Consider the following 19,803-nt stretch of genomic DNA (forward strand, 5'->3'; position numbering starts at 1 on the left):
TTACTTTTCTTTTCTCCGTAGCCACCACGCTTTTATCTTACTAGCTATATTCTGGAATTTTTTCATAAATCCTGCTAACAACCGAATAATCTTTCCCAGAAAGTTCCTAATTTTAAATGGAGTAAACCGCCATAAAAGGCGCAAAAGAAATCTTACCGGTGCTAATAAAAGTTTAACGAACGAATATAAAAATTGAAAAGCCCATTTTAGTAATCTCCATAAAAAGTTCACCGTTCCAAGTAAGATCACAAAGAGCAGCTGAACCAAGCCGACAATCGGTTTTACAATCATTAGATTGCCTACCTTTAGCATAAAACGATAGATGCTCAGGCTTGTCTGTATTAAACGCTCAAGAATACGCAAATACAAGCGTTTAAATAAACTCTGATAAGCTGCATATCCGCATAGTACAGCTAGGAAGATATAAATCCGCAATTCTCCTTCATTAACCAGCAGCAACAGATAAAAAAGGATAAGTCCTTGTACGACCCAAAATAAAAAATCATTAATAAAAACAACCCATCTAGCTCTCATTGGCCGCTTTAAAAAGCGGCCATAAGTATCGAGAGCCAAACCGAGCCAACCACCCATACCAGCCATTGCCAACATTGTGTAAAATTGCGTTGTCAGACTCATTTAAATAACTTGCTAAAGAGTCCTTTAGCTTTCTCCCCATGCTGTTCGTCCAAATACACCAAGTCAAAAATTCTGCTGCCCTTTATGGAAACAACGCCCTTATCAACATCAAGATTTTTCATCTGAAGGTTTTGCCCGCGGATCGCTAGCGCCCCCATGACGGTATCCAATAGAAATTCCTCACTATCAAAGCTCTCCACCTGCTTAACACCAGTAATCTCTAATAATTTCCTTCCCCGCATGATGACATCATGCTCTTGAATGGCACCTTTATGGACAGATGAATTGTTATCATAATATTGATTCATGTTCAACCTCCGCATTCTAAATAAAGGATTCTTTTACATTTGTATGTAAAAACAATCCGAATTAGAACAAGCTATATAGAAATGCGGAAGCGGCTTGATCAGGCCCGACAAGCACAAGACGATTAGGAATAAAAGGTGTTCTTTACCTTCAATTCCTAAGTGGCTTGTGACCTCGAGGGCCTAGGCGCTGCAGCTAGACAATATCGAAATGCGGAAGCGGCTTGATCAGCTCCGACAAGCATAAGATGATTCCTAATAGAAGGCGCTTTTTGCCTTCTATTAGGGAGCAGCTTATGACTCGAGGAGCTAGGCGCTGCAGCTGGACAATTCGAAATGCGGAGGCGACTTGCTTAGCTCCGACAAGCATAAGACGCTTAGGAATAGAAGACGTTCTTTGTCTTCAATTCCTAAGTGGCTTATGACTCGAGGAGCTAGGCGCTGCAGCTGGACAATACAGAAATGCGAAAGCGCCTTGCCCTAAAAGCTATTCCTGCTCTACCTTCTCTTCTTTAACAATACGGTACAGATTTGCTGCCTCTTCTTTTCTTGTTGTTTCCTTTAAATCTGTAATCTCAACTGTCATTAACTTTTGGCCAAAACGGATGAGCAATTCATCCCCTATTTTCACATTGGAGCTTGCCTTTCCGGGGATTCCATTAATTGAAATCCGGCCTTGATCGGCAATTTCTTTTGCTAATGTTCTTCGTTTAATGATTCTTGATACTTTTAAAAATTTGTCTAATCTCATCTTCATCCCTCTTTATCTATTTTCTTTGCTTCATTCCATAATTGATCCATTTCTTCTAAGGACATGTCTTGAAGCTTCAGGTTATGTTCCTCTGCCTTCTTCTCTATGTAGCGAAAACGATCATAAAATTTTTTATTTGTTGAAGCCAATGCTTCCTCAGGTTCAATATGATAATGCCTTCCCACATTGACTAACGCAAATAACACATCGCCGAACTCCTTCATGATGTAATGATCATTTGTATTCAATTTTAGCTCGTCTTCAAATTCTGTTATTTCCTCTTTTACCTTTTCCCAGGTTTCATCAACCGTTGGCCAGTCAAATCCAACCTTAGCAGCTTTTTTCTGTAAATGAAAGGCTTTAGAAAGGGCGGGAAGTGCTGATGATACCGAATCAAGAATGGATGTTCTAATAGGGAGTTCTTTTTGCTTAATCTCTTCCCAGTTTGCCAGCACCTCATTTGTATCTTGAACAACCGTTTCTCCAAACACATGCGGGTGTCTGCGAACCATCTTTTCTGCGACTGCTCTAATAACATCATCAATCGAAAACATTCCATCGTCTTCACCAATTTGGGCATGAAGAACAACCTGCAAAAGAACATCACCTAGTTCTTCAATCATATGATCTATATCTTCTTCTTCTATTGCTTCCAATAGTTCATAACACTCTTCAATTAAATATCTTTTTAAAGAGTGATGTGTTTGTTCCTTGTCCCAAGGGCAGCCATCTGGACCGCGCAGTTCGGCTACAATTTGCCTAAAGCTAGTAAATTGATGATATAACAGTTCGTTATTTTTTACAGGTGGAACATAGACACTTGTTAAGTTGTTGACACTTGTTTCACGATCAAGCTCATACAATGGCACTTCTTTAATTAGCTGCTGACTGCTTCCAGCAGCAGTTACAATCGTCACACGATAATCATCTGGCAGCTGTTCCATTAAGGTGAGCTTTACATCTGACGCTACCATTTGGTCATAAACTTGAGTAATAAGAACATGTCCATTCAATTGAAGCTGTTCGCTTTTTAATGTTAAGGCATCTACTAGCTGAAATCCTTCAATTGGATCAATTTCTAATGCCTGAAAAGTCGAATCGATAAAGCTTTGTCCGCCTTGTACAACAATTGTATAACCCTTTTCCCTTCCGTTATTTAAAAGGAGTTGTACGGTTTTCTCTGCGACAAGCGGATGTCCCGGAACAGCATACACAATATCCTGATCGGCAGCTTTTTCTAATAAGGTTTCGACAATTTTCCGATACACTTCATCAAAGTCATCATTCTCTTCATAAATAGAATCAAACGCTTCATAACGTATTTCGTTATTTAATTCGACAATAATGGGATGCTCCTTTGTCCGTAAAAATAAATGCTCAGATTTTGTAATTAATTGGTATACACCAAAAGGCAATTGCTGCAAATCGCCTGCACCTAACCCAACAATTGTGATTTTTTTAGCCATTTATGAACCCCATTTCATTTTACAAGTTTTTTTACAATTGGAATATTTTGAAGCTCATCATGTGTAAATACTTTTAATTTTAAAATTGCCCATCCATAAATACAGCCTCCGATTAATACCCCGCTGAGCGATGCAATACTAGCATACAGTCGATGCTCTAAGTCAAAAACCAGGCCTGCAGCTTTTAGGAAGATCGTTAACAAGCTAACCATGATGACAATCGCAAGACTGATTTTAACTAAACTCTTATTCCCTTTAAAAGAATAACCTTTTATCACCATATATAAAATTGTGATCAATACGACAATCCCGTAAGAAACGACTGTTGAGATTGCTGCTCCGATCACCCCGTAAATTGGAATCAGCCACGTATTTAAACCATATTTAATCCCCACTCCAACTATGACCGACAATGCTGGAAAAAAGGCATAACCTAATCCCTGTAATATCGCAAACATAGTTAGACATAACGAGGTAAACAATATGGAAATACTTAAAACCATTAAGACCATTGAGCCTGAAGTATTTGTAAAAAGCATCACATTCGTCGGTTTTATAATCGCTATTAACCCGGATGATGCACCTGCGGCAACAACAATGCATAGCTTCAAAGAAAGATTCAGCTTTTCATGAATAAAGACAAAGTTATTTTGCACCTTTGCGCTTGCAATAACGGGAACAAGTGATAGAGCAAGAGATGTCGCAACAACTGTCCCCAACTGAATAAGCGGTTGTCCACGATCATATATGCCCTTGGTTTCCTTCGCTAAAACCTTTCCCATTCCTCCATCAACTAATAGGGAATATAAATTAAGCGCATCAATTAGCTGTATAAAAATTAGCATAAGGCTGCTTAACCCAATTGTCCAGCTAGACTTCACTAAAGATAAGAGTATTTTCCGAGTTTGAATAGGTGCAGAAATATTCCACCTAAACATGCCGCGATGCTCTTTTCTCCAAGTGATTGCCAGCATTACCAGCGCAGCGATGCTCCCAATAATAGAACCTGCTAAAGTCCCAAAACCAACTTCATATAAATTATATCCAGCTTTTATCATGAAATAAGAGCTTACCAATATAAAAGAAACTCTAATTCCTTGTTCAACAACCTGAGAAACAGCTGTCGGATTCATATTTTGCTCTGATTGATAATAGCCTCTATAGGTTGAGACTAGGGGAACAATGAGAAACGAGATTGCGGATACCTGAATAAGCTTTGTAAGATGAAGGTCTCCCATAAAGCGTGCGATCTCATCAGAAAATATGTATAAACAAATAGATAGAAAAAAACCAATGACTAATAAATAGAAAAATATAATCGTCATGATCTTTGAGCGAATTTGCATCGATTTCCCATATCCGTATTCCGTCATCACCTTCGAAATCACTACAGGGAACCCCGATGTGGCTAAAATCACACTCATCCCATAAAAAGGATAAACCTGTTGATAAATATAAAACCCGATATCCCCGACAATATTTTGAAATGGAACACGGTATGCTGCACTTAAAATTTTTATTACTAACCCGGCAACTGTAAGGATAAGCGCTCCTTGTATGGCCAGATTCATCCTATTCTTCTGGACGTTCATGTCCTACTCCTCTCAAAAATCCTCTAAGCTTGATTATAGTAGAGCTGAAGAGCATTGAAAAGTCTTAGCCTAAGAATGAAACAACATTTAGGATAGATAAAACAAATAATTCAAACATAAGAAAAGCGCAAGGCGCTTAGCATTCGGCGACAAGCATAAGTCAAATAGGAATAAAAGGTGTTCTTTACCTTCAATTCCTATTTGACTAGACCCTAGAGGCAGTCAAAAACCAGGGCGTCCTTATCTCTTGACTGCACTTGCACGTCCTGTGCTTCGCCGATGGCGCCTGGAGCTAGATTCAGAAACGCAAGCTATGTTAAGAAAATATATAAATTCTGATATTATAAAAAAGAGCAGCATGTACGCTGCCCTTTTTGTCTACATCCTTATTGTTCCATTTGACGCGCTAAAAATCCTGCTGCAGTCTCTACTGCCTTATGCTCAACTTCACCAATTGACTGTTCTTTTGAAAAAATAATGACAGCTCCAATTGGATCACCATTCGCGACAATTGGTCCAATTGTATATGATTTGATTTCTTCGCTAAGACCTTCAACAAGCTGTGTCTCTCCACCTTCAGCTTGTAAAACAGAGCTTCTTTCTTCCATTGCTTGTTCAACTACGTCACTAATGTTCTTATTTAAGTATTCTTTTTTTGAACCGCCGGCTACGGCAATAAATGTGTCTCGATCACAGATTAAAACTGGATGACCCAAACTATCATACAGGGCATCTGCATATTCCTTAGAAAAGTCGCTTAATTCGCTTATTGGTGAATATTTCTTTAGAATGACCTCACCATCGCGATCCACAAAGATTTCTAATGGATCTCCTTCACGAATTCGAAGTGTTCTGCGAATTTCCTTTGGAATAACGACTCGACCTAAATCATCAATACGACGAACAATACCAGTTGCTTTCATCTTATGCTGCCTCACTTTCATCGGATGATAGGGAAAAGAGTGATTGTTTGGATTGCTGTTACTTTTAAGATAGGGTGTGTGTAACAACTCTAACCTCCTGAAGCTTTAATGAAAAAACTTTTGACAGGAGCTTTCTCTTTATGTAACAATCACCATTTGTTGAAATTAGTATCCTACACAAGTGATGTAATATACATGATGAAAGTGATTTTTTAACATTTTTCGTAAATTAACAACTAATAAGCTTCGCCTAAATCTTTTGATGTTAAACCTAATTTAAAGGAATTTCTTCTTTTTTTACTGACGCCAGCCCATTTAATAGTTCCTTGATAATATCTAACCATTTTTCTGTATCAAGCCCTTTTGTAGCAACCGTCAACTTTAATCTGCTGCCTTCCATACCTAAACCAACAATTCGATTATACTTATTGCTCAATTCGAATAGGCGGTGGCCGTCAATTTTATTACTTGCTTCCTCTTCAATGAGTAAGGTAATAACATCTTTTTCTTGTTTAATATGTTCAACTCTTTCCTGTATTGCAAACACTTTAATTTTTGCAATTTGGAATAAATAATCTACTTCAACAGGATATTCTCCAAAACGGTCAATCATTTCCTCTTGCAGTTCTTCTAATTCTTGCAAAGAATCAATTGATCTGAAGCGTTTATACATATCGATTTTTTGACGGCCATCTGAGATATACTCCTGTGGTATATAAGCATCCACTTGGAGATCAACTTCAACTTCAATCGCTTTTTCCTTCGGTTTATCTGTTTGCCGTTCTTCGATCGCTTCTTTTAACATTTGTGAATAAAGGTCAAATCCAACCGAATCGATAAAGCCGTGCTGCTGGGCTCCCAATAAATTACCTGCTCCTCTAATCGATAGGTCACGCATCGCAATTTTAAATCCAGAGCCAAGTTCGGTAAATTCCTTTATCGCTTGCAACCTTTTTTCAGCTACCTCTGTTAAGACCTTATCTTTTCTATGTGTAAAATAAGCGTATGCCACACGATTAGAACGTCCTACCCTGCCTCGTAGCTGATAGAGCTGGGATAACCCCATCTTATCGGCGTCATTGACAATCAATGTATTAACATTTGGAATATCTACACCCGTCTCAATAATCGTCGTACTTACTAATACATCATATTCCCCTTCAAGGAAATTAAGCATAACGGACTCAAGTTCGTTTTCTGTCATCTTTCCATGTGCATATGTCACCCTGGCATCAGGGACAAGCATGGATATTTCCTCTGCTTTTCTTTCAATATCCTCGACTCGGTTATATAAAAAGAACACTTGACCGCCACGTGCCATTTCCCGTTCAATCGCTTCTCTTACAAGGGCACCATTGTACTCAACAACATAGGTTTGTACAGGAAAGCGGTTCTCGGGAGGTGTTTCAATAACGGATAAATCACGAACACCTAACATGGACATATGTAAGGTCCTTGGGATTGGTGTCGCTGTCAATGTAAGGACATCAACATTTGTTTTCAGCTGTTTAATTTTTTCTTTATGCGTCACACCAAAACGCTGTTCCTCATCGATAATAAGCAACCCTAAATCCTTATACTGAACATCCTTTGATAATAAGCGATGTGTCCCGATCACCATGTCAACGGTTCCGTTTTTTAAGCCTTTTTTCGTTTCAGTGATTTCCTTTCGCGTTCTAAAACGACTTAGAAGCCCAACGTTTATCGGATAATCCTGAAATCGCTCTCTAACCGTTTCAAAGTGCTGCTGAGCCAGAATGGTCGTCGGAACTAATAATGCAACCTGCTTTCCATCAGCAATGGCCTTAAACGCCGCTCTTATCGCAACCTCTGTCTTTCCATAACCAACATCTCCACAAAGTAGTCGGTCCATTGGACGAATACGCTCCATATCCTTTTTGATTTCTTGGATGGATCGTAATTGATCCTCTGTTTCCTGATATGGAAAGGCTAATTCAAATTCCTTCTGCATTTCTCCATCAGGGGAAAAGGCAAACCCTTCACTAGCTTCACGTTCTGCATACAGTTTAATTAAATCATCAGCAATATCTTGGACAGAAGACTCCACTTTCTTTTTTACCCTGCGCCAATCGCTGCCGCCAAGCTTATAAATCTTAGGTTCTTTGCCTTCAGAGCCTACATATTTTTGCACCTGGTCAATTTGTTCAACCGGGACATATAACTGGTCACTGCCTTGATACTTAATGTTTAAGTAATCCTTATGAATTCCATTAATTTCAAGTGTTTCAATCCCAAGATATTTACCAATACCATGGTTCACGTGAACAACATAGTCACCAATTTCTAACTCAGAATAGCTTTTTATTCTCTCAGCATTTGAAAGCTTTTGTCTTCTGACTTGCTTTTTCACACGCTTTTTAAAAAGCTCCTCTTCTGTGATCACAGCAAGCTTTTGCATTGGAAGCTCAAAGCCTGTTTGAAGATCGCCTTGCATAATATAAATATTCCCGCTCTTAAAGGATTCCATCTCTCCAAGGATGTGGGCATTTATATCATAATCTTCTAAAACCTGCTCTAATTTTTTTGTTCGTTCTTCATTAACACCTAAAAAAACAACTGCATAATTCGACTTCTGCCAGCGTTCAAGCTCATTTTTTAACACATTCATTTGCCCATGGAAGTTTTGCATTTGCTTGCAAGATAAATTCAAAATATTTTGCGGGCTTGTATGTGGTACATGTCTTAAAAACAATGAAAGATAGACGATTGGGTGTTTCTTTTTCGTCATCACATCCACATAGGAATGAGATAATTTCACATCCTGAAAGATTTTCCCGTCTTCCAGCAAGCTTGTAAACCACTCAGCTTCTTCCCTATCCAATTGATCATAGGTTTCGTGAATTCTGCTTATTTCATCCAGAATGACAATAGCATCTGCAGGGAAATAATCTACTAAACTAGCAGCCTTCTCATAGAAGAGGGATGAATATTTAAAGATATCTTGACTAAATTGATTATTCCTTAAGCGCTCTAAGTCATACTGTATATTTTCAAGCAGCAATTCTTTTTGCTGCTCATTCTTCATTTTTTTAAGCGTTTTTGCTAAACCTGCCTCAACCGCTTGAATACCGCGATTTTTAGACTGTTCATCGACAATCATTTCAATTGCAGGTCCAATTGAGATTTCCTTCAGCATATGGAGTGAACGCTGGTCATCTATATTAAACGAACGAATCGAATCAATCTCAGTATCAAATAATTCAATACGAACGGCATGTTCCTCTGTCAACGGATAAATATCAATAATTCCGCCCCTTACACTGAATTCCCCTGGTGTGCTAACCATGTCTGCCCGTTCATATCCTAGGGAAATAAACATCTGAATGACTTGATCAAGGTCAATATCTTGTCCTAACGTCATCTTTAACTGATATTGTTCCCAAATTTCTGTAGGCGGAAGCAAACGCCTTACACCTGCCACAGGGGCAACAATGATCGATTGTTTCCCTTCAGCAAGCCTGTTAAGAACCTCAATTCTTTGTGCTTTCAGCTCCGGACTAGCAATCGCAATCTCAGAAGCAATTAAATCATTAACAGGGTAAAGGTAAACCATTTCATCATTTATAAGATGAACGAGATCTTCATATAATTTTTGAGCTTGATAAAGATTATGAGTAACAATTAAAATTGATTTCTTTAATTCATTATAAAGAGCTGCGGTAAAAACAGTTCTAGCTGAACCAGATAAACCAGCTACAAGCTGTTCATTCAACCCTTCTTCAATCCCAGAAACAATAGTCTTAAAATCATCTGTCTGATTAAAATATTGCTGCAAACTATACAAGCTCAGCCCTCCTCTCAGTAAATTCATAGATTTATCTTTTTTGGCTTGTTTGTTTTTTAAATAGATTTGGATTGCCAGCTTTATACTATGGTGAAAAGCTAAACAGAAAAATGCTTTGGGGCTGTACCCAAAGCTCTTACTGAATAAAACTTTCATATTGATGAAATTCTGGATATCTATTTAGTGCATCTTGACAATCCTCGCAAATCGTTTTTATTTGTATATCACCATTTTGTTGATAGGTTATCATCTCTTGACGTTCTTCATCAGATAAATGATCAAAGCCCAGCTGTTCACTTGAAACAGCCATTTTATCAATACTTCCTACCTTCACACCACAGTGTCTACAATGATAATGCAGAGCCATAATTGCCTCCTGAAAAGGGTATATTTTACTGATAGTATGTACCTTTTCGAGGCTTGATATACATGATTTGCTCGGCAGATTAACTGATATTATGTTTAATTAAACTCATTCATAATCTGAGTAAATGAAGTAGACAGCCATCTTTCACAGGCATTTGCAGATCGATCAATCGCTTCATTGATCCCTTGTGTTTCCTCATCAGTAAATCGTCCTAATACATAATCGGTAATTTTCATGCCATTAGTTGGACGGTCAATCCCTATGCGAATCCGGTTAAATTCTTGTGTGGCTAAATGTAAAATCATCGATTTAATCCCATTATGGCCGCCGGCACTTCCCTTAGTCCTTAAGCGAATTCTTCCAACTGGTAGATCAAGGTCATCGTAAATAACAACAATCTCGTTATGATCAATATCATAATAATCCATCAAAGGCCGAATGCACTCCCCTGATAAATTCATATATGTAAGTGGTTTTAATAATATGATTTTCTCCCCTGAAATATGTCCCATCCCATATAATCCGTTAAACTTGTGGCGATCAAGCGGGATCGACAATTCCTTCGAAAGCTTATCAACAACCATAAAACCTACATTATGCCTTGTTTGCTCATACTGTTTCCCAGGATTACCCAATCCGATTATGAGTTTCATTTCTAGAAACCCTCCAATACAACTCAACTTATACGCATATGATTATATTATATACTTATCGTTATACTTTTACATGTTATTTTATTTACAATTCTTCCTCATATCCTAACAATAACACAAAAGTCTATGAGCAAAAAGGAAAGTGCCAGCCTTCCTAAAGCTACTAGGAAAAAATCTCTTAGTGCTCTAAAGTAGAAGGCTGACACTCGGTTAAATAATTCATCTATGGCTTTCTTATTTTTCGCTTTCTTCTCGACCTTCCTCATTTTCAGGAGTTCCAGGCTCTTGCTCTTCCCCACTGTCAATTTCTTCTTCCTGCTTAGGAGGGAGAATGGATGCAATCGCTGTCTCTTCATCCTGAACAAATGTGTAATCATTGCTCTTTGGAAGATCCTTAATTAAGATTGTTTCATTTACGCCGAGGTTTGTAATATCAACATCAATAGACTGTGGGATATTTCCCGGCTTTGCAGTAATGGTTAGTTCATGGAATGATTGCTGTAAGACACCGCCATCCTTCACACCTTGTGCTTCACCTGTTAAATGTACAGGTACATCAACTTGCACATCCGACTGCATGTCCACTACATGAAAATCGGCATGGACAATTTCATTTTTTAATGGATCTGTTTGAACATCATAAAGCATAACCGCATGTGAATCACCATCTACATCCAGGTGAAGAATCGCATTTTTTCCTTCTTCCCTTAATGTTTTTATCAGTTCGATACTATCTAAAGCAACTGGCTTATTTTCAATTTTCTTCCCATAAATAATCGCGGGAATTTGACCTGATTCACGAATTTTTCTTTTCGCAGAGTTTGTGAATTCAGTTCGCTTTATCGCTTGTAATGTTGTCATAGTTACACCTTCCTAACGAATTATCATCCATATATATTGTTTACCCATAACTAGGAAGGTATAAACATATTTTTTCTAGCGGAAGCGATCTGGTTATGCCTGGCAAGCAAAAAGAAGCTATATTCTAATACGGGATGCCCGCATTTCAAGAATAAGCTTCCTTTATAAAAAAGTAAGTATAAAGTTATTACCTTGTGTTATTGTATAACACAAGGCGCCTTGCACTTTTCTTAATCAAAAAGTAAACTTACAGATTGTTTTTCATGGACACGAATAATCGCTTCGCCAATTAATGGTGCAACAGATAGCTCAACCAATTTATCAATTCGTTTCTCTTGCGGTAATGCAATTGAGTTTGTCACAACTAATTCTTTAATTTTAGAATTGTTAATCCGTTCAATAGCTGGACCTGATAAAACAGGATGTGTACAGCATGCAAATACTTCCTTAGCACCATTTTCGACAAGCGCGTTTGCTGCAAGCGTAATTGTTCCGGCTGTGTCAATAATATCATCAATTAAAATAGCTGTTTTCCCTTCGATATTCCCAATAATATTCATAACTTCCACAACATTTGGTCTTGGACGTCTTTTGTCAATAATCGCAATTGGAGCTTTTAACTTATCCGCTAATTTACGAGCTCTTGTTACACCGCCATGATCTGGGGAAACGATGACAATATCATCAAGGTTTTTTCCTAGGAAATATTCTCCTAATATCGGCACTCCCATAAGATGATCAATCGGAATATCAAAGAAGCCCTGAATTTGTGGTGCATGCAGATCTAAAGTAATAACACGGGTTGAACCTGCTGTTTCAATAAGATTTGCAACAAGCTTAGCTGTAATAGGCTCCCTTGCTCTTGCTTTTCGATCTTGTCTTGCATATCCATAATAAGGAATTACAATATTAATGGTTTTGGCAGATGCACGTTTTAAGGCATCAATCATGATTAAAAGTTCCATTAAATGTTCGTTAACAGGGCCGCTGGTTGATTGGATGACATAGACATCACAACCACGAATACTTTCCTCAATATTAATTTGGATTTCCCCATCACTAAACCGAGTAACAGAACTCTTCCCTAAATCCACACCAACAATATCTGCAATTTCTTTTGCTAATGCTGGATTAGAGTTGAGCGTAAATATTTTTAAATTTGAATCTCCATAGCGATTAGACATGGTAAAGTGAAAACCTCCATTAGGAATTTTTATTTTTTATTCGATCGACATAATTCTCTTTATTTACTTGTCGTGAACGTGCAACTGTTAATGCTTTCTCTGGTACATCATCTGTAACCGTTGATCCCGCAGCAACATATGCTTCTTTGCCAATTGTTACTGGTGCAATTAAATTTGAGTTACATCCAATAAATGCCCCATCTTCAATCTTTGTTAAAAACTTATTTTTTCCGTCATAATTAACCGTAATTGATCCGCAGCCAAGATTAACATCGGAACCAACCTCAGCATCGCCAATATAGCTTAAGTGTGATGCTTTGCTGCCCTTACCCATTGTCGACTTTTTAACTTCAACGAAATTTCCGATTTTCACTTCATCAGAGATCGATGATAAAGGACGAATATGAGCAAAAGGTCCAATGTTAACACTGTTGCCGATTTGACTGTCATGTGCAACAGATTGACGGATTGTCGTTTCGTTTTGCACCGTGCAATTTTTAATTTCTGTATTCGGTCCGATCAGGCAGTTTTCACCTATAACTGTTTCACCTAGAATCATCGTTCCCGGGTAGATAACAGTATCGCGGCCAATAACAGCATCTGCAGAAATATAGGTGTTATCAGGATCAATAAGTGTTACACCGTTTCTCATATGCTCTTTATTGATGCGTTGCTTCATAATTTTTTCCGCTTGTGATAACGCGATTCGATCGTTAACTCCTAATGTTTCATCAAAAGAAGCTGTTTGATAGGCAGAAACAATTTTTCCTTCCTTTTTAAGAATCTCTATCACATCTGGAAGATAGTATTCCCCTTGCACATTATCATTTGATACATGTGATAATGCTTTAAATAATTCTTTATTATCAAAGCAATATGTACCAGTATTAATTTCAGCAATTTCTCTTTCTGCATCTGTTGCATCTTTATGCTCAACTATTTTTTCTACCGTACCGGCTTCATTGCGAACAATACGGCCATAGCCTGTTGGATCATCAGCCTTTGCTGTTAAGATCGTTGCTTTTGCATTTGTTTCTTTATGATGAGTTAATAATGCTGCCATCGTTTCTGAAGTAATAAGAGGTGTATCGCCACAGATGACAATTGTTGTTCCCTCTTCATTCTCTAGGTATGATGCCGCCTGCATAACCGCATGAGCAGTTCCTAACTGTTCACTTTGTAACGCATACTCACTCGCATCGCCAAGCTCTGATTTTACTTTTTCAGCACCATGTCCAACAACTGTCACGATTTTTGTTAACTCTAATTTAGATACTTGGTCTAAAACATGTTGTACCATAGGTTTTCCACATACAGAATGCAGAACTTTATATAATGAAGATTTCATCCGTGTGCCTTGTCCTGCAGCTAAAATAACTGCGTAGCGATTTTCCATTTACTAGGCCTCCATTTTTATATTTAACCTTTTTTAATTAAACTATTAAATGTCTAGTACCTTTTTATCCATAAAAAAATATATCTTAAAATAACTCGTATTTCAAGATAGCAAATAAAAGTACATGATATTTCTAATTTTATCATAATAATATTTTTTCGCACGTTCACTTTAACACAATAAAGGGTCTCATGAAGAACAAAAGCGCAAGCGCCTTGGTCATCGCCGTACAAACTGGAGGAGCATCGACTGAAATAAAGGAAACACGGTAAGCGAAGCGAACCGATGTTGACTTATCGTAGGGAGATGATCTGAAGTTTGATAGGCGATAGGCGCTGGCAGTCAAAAACGCGACGTCCTGTCGCACTGACTGCACTTGCATATCCTGTGCTTCGGAGCTGGATGTCGCAGTGCTTATCCACAGTTCAATGAATTTTCTAAACGATAAAAAAGGACTTTGCATTTATCTGCAAAGTCCCTTTTTATATTTTATGAAGCACCTGCTTCTTCAAATTCTACTTCTAACTCACCTAAACGGTGATATTCTGCTAATACAGCGTCTTGAATTTTTCCGCGTGTATTAGAATTAATAGGGTGTGCAATATCTCTGAACTCTCCATCAGGAGTTCTCTTACTTGGCATCGCAACGAAGAGACCGTTATTTCCATCAATAACACGGATATCATGAACAACAAATTCATGATCTAGCGTGATTGATGCAATTGCTCTCATACGTCCTTCGGTATTTACGCGGCGTAATCTTACGTCTGTAACTTCCATCCTGTTCACCACCTTTTCCCCCATATGAAAAACTTTAGTTACTATTTCAACGTTCTTTTATATATTCCTGCAATATTTGAAAATTTTTTTAAAATTTAGATAAGGGAGGAAAAGAGGTATTAAGCAAAAGATCTTAATAATATAAAAGGACTGTCTCAAAACAAAGGATTAAACCTCTGAGACAGTCCGTATGCAAAAACGTTACTTAATTAATGCGATGACTTCTATTTCAACTAGAGCATCTTTTGGGAGACGTGCCACCTCAACGCAAGAACGAGCTGGCTTATGCTCTGAAAAATATTGACCATATACTTCATTAAATGCAGCAAATGAATTCATATCTTGAAGGAACACTGTTGCTTTTACCACTGATTCAAGAGATGCGCCTGCCTCCTCAAGAACAGCTTTTAAGTTTTTAAATACTTGATGAGTTTGTTCAGAAATATCTCCTGTTACCATTTCCCCTTCAGCAGTTAACGGGATTTGACCTGAGCTATAAAACAAATTATTCACAATAATCCCTTGCGAGTATGGGCCGATTGCGGCAGGTGCTTGATTAGTGCTGACAATTTTCATATTATTCCTCTCCAATCTTTTTTTCTTTAATAAATTGAAAATAAGTCCCGGGCTTTACTTGGATATGCTTTTCACGCGTATCTACATCAGTGAGTTTTACGAGAGAGATATATTCGTCCACCAGTCTTTCTTCTACTCCCTCAGTTTCTACAAGAACTCCGATCCCTGCAACCTTAGCCTGGAACTCCTCAAGAAGGCTGATCATCCCGTTGATTGTGCCTCCAGCCTTCATGAAGTCATCAATAATTAACACATTAGAGCCTTCCTTTAAGCTACGCTTAGCTAGCAGCATCGTTTGAATACGTTTAGATGAGCCTGAAACATAGTTAATGCTTACTGTAGATCCTTCTGTTACTTTGCTATCTTTCCTTACGATCACGACCGGTACATCAAGTTGAGCTGCAACAGCATACGCCAATGGGATCCCCTTTGTTGCAACAGTCATCACGACATCAATTTTCCGATTACTAAAAACGGTTGCAAATAATCTCCCTAATTTGTTAACAATCGAGGGGTCACCAAGGATATCGGTTAAATATAAATAACCTCCTGGAAGCAGCCTTTCTGGTTTAGCCATTAATTCACAAAGCTCGTCTATAAATTGTTTTGCTTCATTTTCCTCGACCTGCGGAATAAACTTTACTCCGCCCGCAGCACCAGGTACAGTGAGTAATGTTCCAATTCCATGTTGCTCAAAAGTCTCTTTAATAATCGTCAAGTCTTCGCTTATGGATGATTTAGCTGATTGATACTTCTCTGAAAAATAGGTTAATGGCACTAACGAATGTGGATGATGAAGCAAATAGTTTGTCATATCCACAAGACGACCACTACGACGAAATTTCATGAAATGGTAACCTCCAAAATCCGAATATTATTATAGTAAATATAACTTAATATCCGTATTTAATCAAGGCTGTTTCGCTCCCCCAGCATTCGTACTGCAAATACTTGGTCACAAAACCCTCGAAGTCCATTATAAACTCTCGGCAATCGTGATTCATATTGTACAAGACCGAATACAGTCGGTCCGCTCCCGCTCATGAGAACGGCATCAGCTCCAAAACGCTTCATTTGATCTTTAATATTTGCTACTTCAGGATACATATGTAAAGTTACACTTTCTAGTACATTTCCCATTAGTTTGCAGATCTGGTCATAGTCTCCTGCTTTAATAGCTTCAACCATTCCTTCAACATCAGGATGCTCGATCGAATTTATGTTTAAATTTTTATAAACATCAGCAGTTGAAACGCCAATTGTCGGCTTTGCAAGAACAACCCAACAATGTGGCGGAGGGTCGATATGATGGATGATTTCCCCTCGTCCTGTAGCTAATGCCGTTCCGCCATAAACACAGAATGAAACATCTGAACCGATTTCTGCTCCCAGCCTTGCTAACTCTTCTATAGATAAACCCAAGTTCCATAAGCGATTTAATCCTCGTAATGTTGCCGCTGCATCACTGCTGCCTCCCGCTAATCCTGCAGCAACTGGAATCGTTTTTGTAATCGATATCGACACACCTTTACGGATCTTATACCTTTCCTTTAACAATTTAGCCGCTTGATAAGCCAAATTACGATGATCATCTGGAACAAAACGATTTTGAGACACAATACAAATCTCATCATATGGCAAAGAAACGAGCTCGACCCGGTCAGCTAAATCGATGGTTGTCATAATCATTTTCACTTCATGAAAGCCATCCTTCCGTTTAAAAAGGACGTCCAATGATAAATTTATCTTCGCTGGTGCTTTTTCTAACACACGCATGTATTCACCTACTTTAACGATCTAAAATTGTATCAACATTGTACCACAAAAGCAGGCATAGTATTTCTTTTTTCGACAAAGAAAAGCGGAAGCACCCGCTTAGGCGCTGCAGCTGGACATTCGAAATGCGGAAGCGCCTCGTTCAGCTCCGACAAGCATAAGACGCTTAGGAATAGAAGACGTTCTTTGTATTCAATTCCTAAGTGGCTTATGACTCGAGGAGCTAGGCGCTGCAGCTGAACACGAAAACTGAGTTCGTTGTATATCTTACAAAGGCTTAAGTGCCAGCGACTCATCAACCTGCTGACTTCATTCTTCCCTATAGACAAAGGGCTGACTGTATAAGCTCACTCCTCAAAGAATAAGGCGATAAAGCTTACCAGTCAACCCTGATACTTCACATTACTTTTGACCACGATGATGTTGAGCAAGCTGAGACTCAGCTAATTCAATTGCACGTTTAACCATATTTCCTGCGTCACGTGACCGAATTGCTCCCCATCCTTCTTCTTTTACTGTATCGTAAAAACCTAAGTCCTTTGCTAATTCATATTTAAAGCTTTCAGACATAATTCCACGACGTCTGCCCATAACACTACACATCCTTTCAAAGGATAAATATGGATAAAAGAAGAGATTGAACGGTGGCATTTTCTATTATCTACACTTATTTATCGATTTATGTAGGGAACTGCTTCTAAGAAAAGCGCAAGGCGCTAAGCATAAGGGGACAAGCATAAGGCGAATAGGAATAGAAGGCGTTCTTAGCCTTCAATTCCTGAGTGGTTACACCCTAGAGGGGCTAAGTGCTGGAGCTAGACACAAAAACTAAGTACAAAAAGTTATACCTTTTTAAAAAAAGACAAAAGAAAAAACAGTAAACAATTCTGTCTACTGTCCACTAACTGCAAATGAACCTGTTGTATCTTCAAAAAATGTTAATTGTACTGTTTCCGTTAACACATCAGCATAGCTGTAAGATACACGTTCAAACGAATTTTCATCTTGATCAAGCTCAATAACAAAGACAGATGGATAGGTTTCTGCAAGTACACCACAGCGTTCTATCGTTTTCCTACGACCACCGTTTGCTCTTAAAGTTAGTCGTCTGCCAAGATTTCCATCCAAGGACTTTTTAATATCCGTTAGAGTTTTTCCCATTGCATCCACCTCACTAATGTAATTATACAGCTTTTGCCTATGTAAGTCAAATAAAATTAAAATTATATCAATAACTTTTCCCAACTGTCAATAAATTATTTTCAACAAAATTCTTAATCCTTCACAGATAGTTTGTTCCGACAATATTAATTTTATGTGCAAAAATGAATGTTTTTTTTATTTTTTATTCAAATGTTCATTTATAAGCCGTAAACAGAGGAAAAGATTCATTATTTTTTGGATTTCGCTAAGAAAAAACAATGAATACCAGATGGTATTTTCATGGTTAAAAAAGATGAATTTTATCAAAAAAAGGTGATATTTTATCACTGTCCACGCAGCTCTTTTCTATTAGAAAGAGCCACTTATATCGATAAGCGGCAACATTTACTGATTACTATGTTTTCTGAATGGCATTCCTGTCCTAAGCACTCCCCTTGTTTCAACACCGCCAAGACCCTTTTCCCTTGTTAACGTGTTTCGAAGGACATCCCAAACATTAATCCGTTCAACAAACGGAGTAAAGCTTATTTTAGCGACAATGTAAACAGGGTCTAAGGCATGGATATTTACCCTTGATGGAGAGCTGGCAAAATTAGCGCCTGCCCTAATTAAGGATTCGAAATGGGATTGACATGCTCCTGCAAAAATCACGAGCTGGTCAAGGTGGGAAACTTTTTTACGGGCATTGCGGACAGTTTGCACGAACTCTTTTGAATGGCGGTACGCATTTAAATCATCTATATTTCCTTTATGCTTTGAATAAGCATCATGACCTGTTATCACTAAAATATCAGGACGATAGCTTTCGAGAAGACCCGTAATTTTTTCTGGCATTTCCTTTTCACTAACATGAATACCATTTACGGGGACACCGATCTTTTCATATAAGGCTAAACATTTTTGCAAATAAAGGGGATCTCCATCAACATGAAGGACTCTTCCAGGTATATGAAAAAACTCTTCGTTGTGGCTATAACTGGATGTTGCATAATATTCTTGCTTCTCTCTTAACAGCTGATAATCTTGGCGAAATAAATAATATGACTGCTCAATCAATTCCTTTTCCTTTTGCTTGCGGCTATTTTTCTCCATCTCATCCACAATGACGAGATCACTGCATTGTGCATCAGCTATTAATCTAACTTCATCACCATATAAGGTTGCAATCTGCTCTCCTGAAGCAGTTGTTTTTACATCAATCACTCGAAATAACAGGTCAAGCTGATAAGATTTTCTTGCTACAACATCTCCAATTTTCACCTGCATAATTGATCACTCCAATTTTAAGAAAAGCACAAGCACCTTGCTCGCTCCAATACAAACACGGTCATTGTAGGATTATTATCATCTTCTAAAAAAGTATCCTTTTCTAGCCTATGTTGTTTTTGATAATTGGTGATATGTCGCCTAAAAAAAAGCAAATGAAGAAGCATTTACGTTAAATAAAAATAAAGCATAGTCTACAACGTAAACCATGCCTTAAAATCCTATCATAAGAAAAACCGGGCAAAAACCGCCCGGTCCTTTTTTGTCTAGCGAATATCCGATAGCTTGTACTCTATTCCATG

At 38.1% G+C, this 19,803-nt stretch carries 19 protein-coding genes; all 19 read right to left on the bottom strand.

Annotated features, from left to right (window positions below; genetic code table 11):
• The 19 genes from yabQ to yabG all read right to left on the bottom strand — a co-directional run bounded on the left by yabQ (position 1) and on the right by yabG (position 19,501).
• Complete coding sequence (gene yabQ / locus Q1B07_RS19280; protein WP_299093036.1) at positions 1-636, bottom strand: spore cortex biosynthesis protein YabQ; 636 nt, start codon at positions 634-636, stop codon at positions 1-3.
• Entirely contained in the window at positions 633-944 is a 312-nt protein-coding gene (gene yabP / locus Q1B07_RS19285) for a sporulation protein YabP (protein WP_046517505.1), read from the bottom strand. The genes yabQ and yabP overlap by 4 nt, the downstream gene beginning before the upstream one ends.
• Before the next feature lie 484 nt (positions 945-1,428).
• Positions 1,429-1,692, bottom strand: coding sequence for an RNA-binding S4 domain-containing protein (locus Q1B07_RS19290; RefSeq protein ID WP_299093038.1), 264 nt, complete (start codon positions 1,690-1,692; stop codon positions 1,429-1,431).
• A 2-nt stretch (positions 1,693-1,694) separates the two neighbouring features.
• On the bottom strand, positions 1,695-3,158 hold the full coding sequence (gene mazG / locus Q1B07_RS19295; protein WP_299093039.1) for a nucleoside triphosphate pyrophosphohydrolase: 1,464 nt from the start codon (positions 3,156-3,158) through the stop codon (positions 1,695-1,697).
• A 14-nt stretch (positions 3,159-3,172) separates the two neighbouring features.
• Positions 3,173-4,750 carry a polysaccharide biosynthesis protein gene (locus Q1B07_RS19300; RefSeq protein ID WP_299093040.1) on the bottom strand — a complete coding sequence of 526 codons (1,578 nt, stop codon included), beginning with the start codon at positions 4,748-4,750 and terminating at the stop codon, positions 3,173-3,175.
• 386 nt (positions 4,751-5,136) lie between these two features.
• Positions 5,137-5,673 carry a stage V sporulation protein T gene (gene spoVT, locus Q1B07_RS19305; RefSeq protein ID WP_299093041.1) on the bottom strand — a complete coding sequence of 179 codons (537 nt, stop codon included), beginning with the start codon at positions 5,671-5,673 and terminating at the stop codon, positions 5,137-5,139.
• Between the two features lie 271 nt (positions 5,674-5,944).
• A complete protein-coding gene (gene mfd, locus Q1B07_RS19310) occupies positions 5,945-9,478 on the bottom strand; it encodes a transcription-repair coupling factor (protein WP_299093043.1) in 3,534 nt (1,177 codons plus the stop codon).
• A gap of 136 nt (positions 9,479-9,614) precedes the next feature.
• Positions 9,615-9,845 carry an anti-sigma-F factor Fin family protein gene (locus Q1B07_RS19315; protein WP_299093045.1) on the bottom strand — a complete coding sequence of 77 codons (231 nt, stop codon included), beginning with the start codon at positions 9,843-9,845 and terminating at the stop codon, positions 9,615-9,617.
• 95 nt (positions 9,846-9,940) lie between these two features.
• Entirely contained in the window at positions 9,941-10,498 is a 558-nt protein-coding gene (pth, locus tag Q1B07_RS19320; RefSeq protein ID WP_299093047.1) for an aminoacyl-tRNA hydrolase, read from the bottom strand.
• A 234-nt stretch (positions 10,499-10,732) separates the two neighbouring features.
• The gene (locus Q1B07_RS19325) at positions 10,733-11,359 is read right to left on the bottom strand and encodes a 50S ribosomal protein L25/general stress protein Ctc (RefSeq protein ID WP_299093049.1); all 627 of its coding nucleotides are present in this window, start codon (positions 11,357-11,359) and stop codon (positions 10,733-10,735) included.
• A 230-nt stretch (positions 11,360-11,589) separates the two neighbouring features.
• Positions 11,590-12,543 (bottom strand): ribose-phosphate diphosphokinase, encoded by a 954-nt coding sequence (locus tag Q1B07_RS19330; protein WP_299093051.1) that lies wholly within the window; start codon positions 12,541-12,543, stop codon positions 11,590-11,592.
• Positions 12,544-12,562: 19 nt separating this feature from the next.
• Positions 12,563-13,939 carry a bifunctional UDP-N-acetylglucosamine diphosphorylase/glucosamine-1-phosphate N-acetyltransferase GlmU gene (gene glmU / locus Q1B07_RS19335; RefSeq protein ID WP_299093052.1) on the bottom strand — a complete coding sequence of 459 codons (1,377 nt, stop codon included), beginning with the start codon at positions 13,937-13,939 and terminating at the stop codon, positions 12,563-12,565.
• 489 nt (positions 13,940-14,428) lie between these two features.
• A complete protein-coding gene (spoVG, locus tag Q1B07_RS19340; RefSeq protein WP_046517517.1) occupies positions 14,429-14,719 on the bottom strand; it encodes a septation regulator SpoVG in 291 nt (96 codons plus the stop codon).
• A 201-nt stretch (positions 14,720-14,920) separates the two neighbouring features.
• Positions 14,921-15,295, bottom strand: a complete 375-nt coding sequence (ridA, locus tag Q1B07_RS19345; protein ID WP_299093054.1) for a 2-iminobutanoate/2-iminopropanoate deaminase — start codon at positions 15,293-15,295, stop codon at positions 14,921-14,923.
• A 1-nt stretch (position 15,296) separates the two neighbouring features.
• Positions 15,297-16,142, bottom strand: coding sequence for a pur operon repressor (gene purR / locus Q1B07_RS19350; protein WP_299093055.1), 846 nt, complete (start codon positions 16,140-16,142; stop codon positions 15,297-15,299).
• Positions 16,143-16,201: 59 nt separating this feature from the next.
• The gene (ispE, locus tag Q1B07_RS19355; protein ID WP_299093057.1) at positions 16,202-17,071 is read right to left on the bottom strand and encodes a 4-(cytidine 5'-diphospho)-2-C-methyl-D-erythritol kinase; all 870 of its coding nucleotides are present in this window, start codon (positions 17,069-17,071) and stop codon (positions 16,202-16,204) included.
• Positions 17,072-17,473: 402 nt separating this feature from the next.
• Complete coding sequence (locus Q1B07_RS19360; RefSeq protein ID WP_299093058.1) at positions 17,474-17,662, bottom strand: small, acid-soluble spore protein, alpha/beta type; 189 nt, start codon at positions 17,660-17,662, stop codon at positions 17,474-17,476.
• A gap of 300 nt (positions 17,663-17,962) precedes the next feature.
• On the bottom strand, positions 17,963-18,232 hold the full coding sequence (gene veg / locus Q1B07_RS19365) for a biofilm formation stimulator Veg (RefSeq protein WP_046517522.1): 270 nt from the start codon (positions 18,230-18,232) through the stop codon (positions 17,963-17,965).
• Positions 18,233-18,619: 387 nt separating this feature from the next.
• Positions 18,620-19,501, bottom strand: a complete 882-nt coding sequence (gene yabG, locus Q1B07_RS19370; protein WP_299093059.1) for a sporulation peptidase YabG — start codon at positions 19,499-19,501, stop codon at positions 18,620-18,622.
• Positions 19,502-19,803: the final 302 nt, after the last annotated feature.

Origin of the sequence: uncultured Metabacillus sp. (genome assembly GCF_947503125.1) — a bacterium.
GTDB lineage: Bacteria > Bacillota > Bacilli > Bacillales > Bacillaceae > Metabacillus.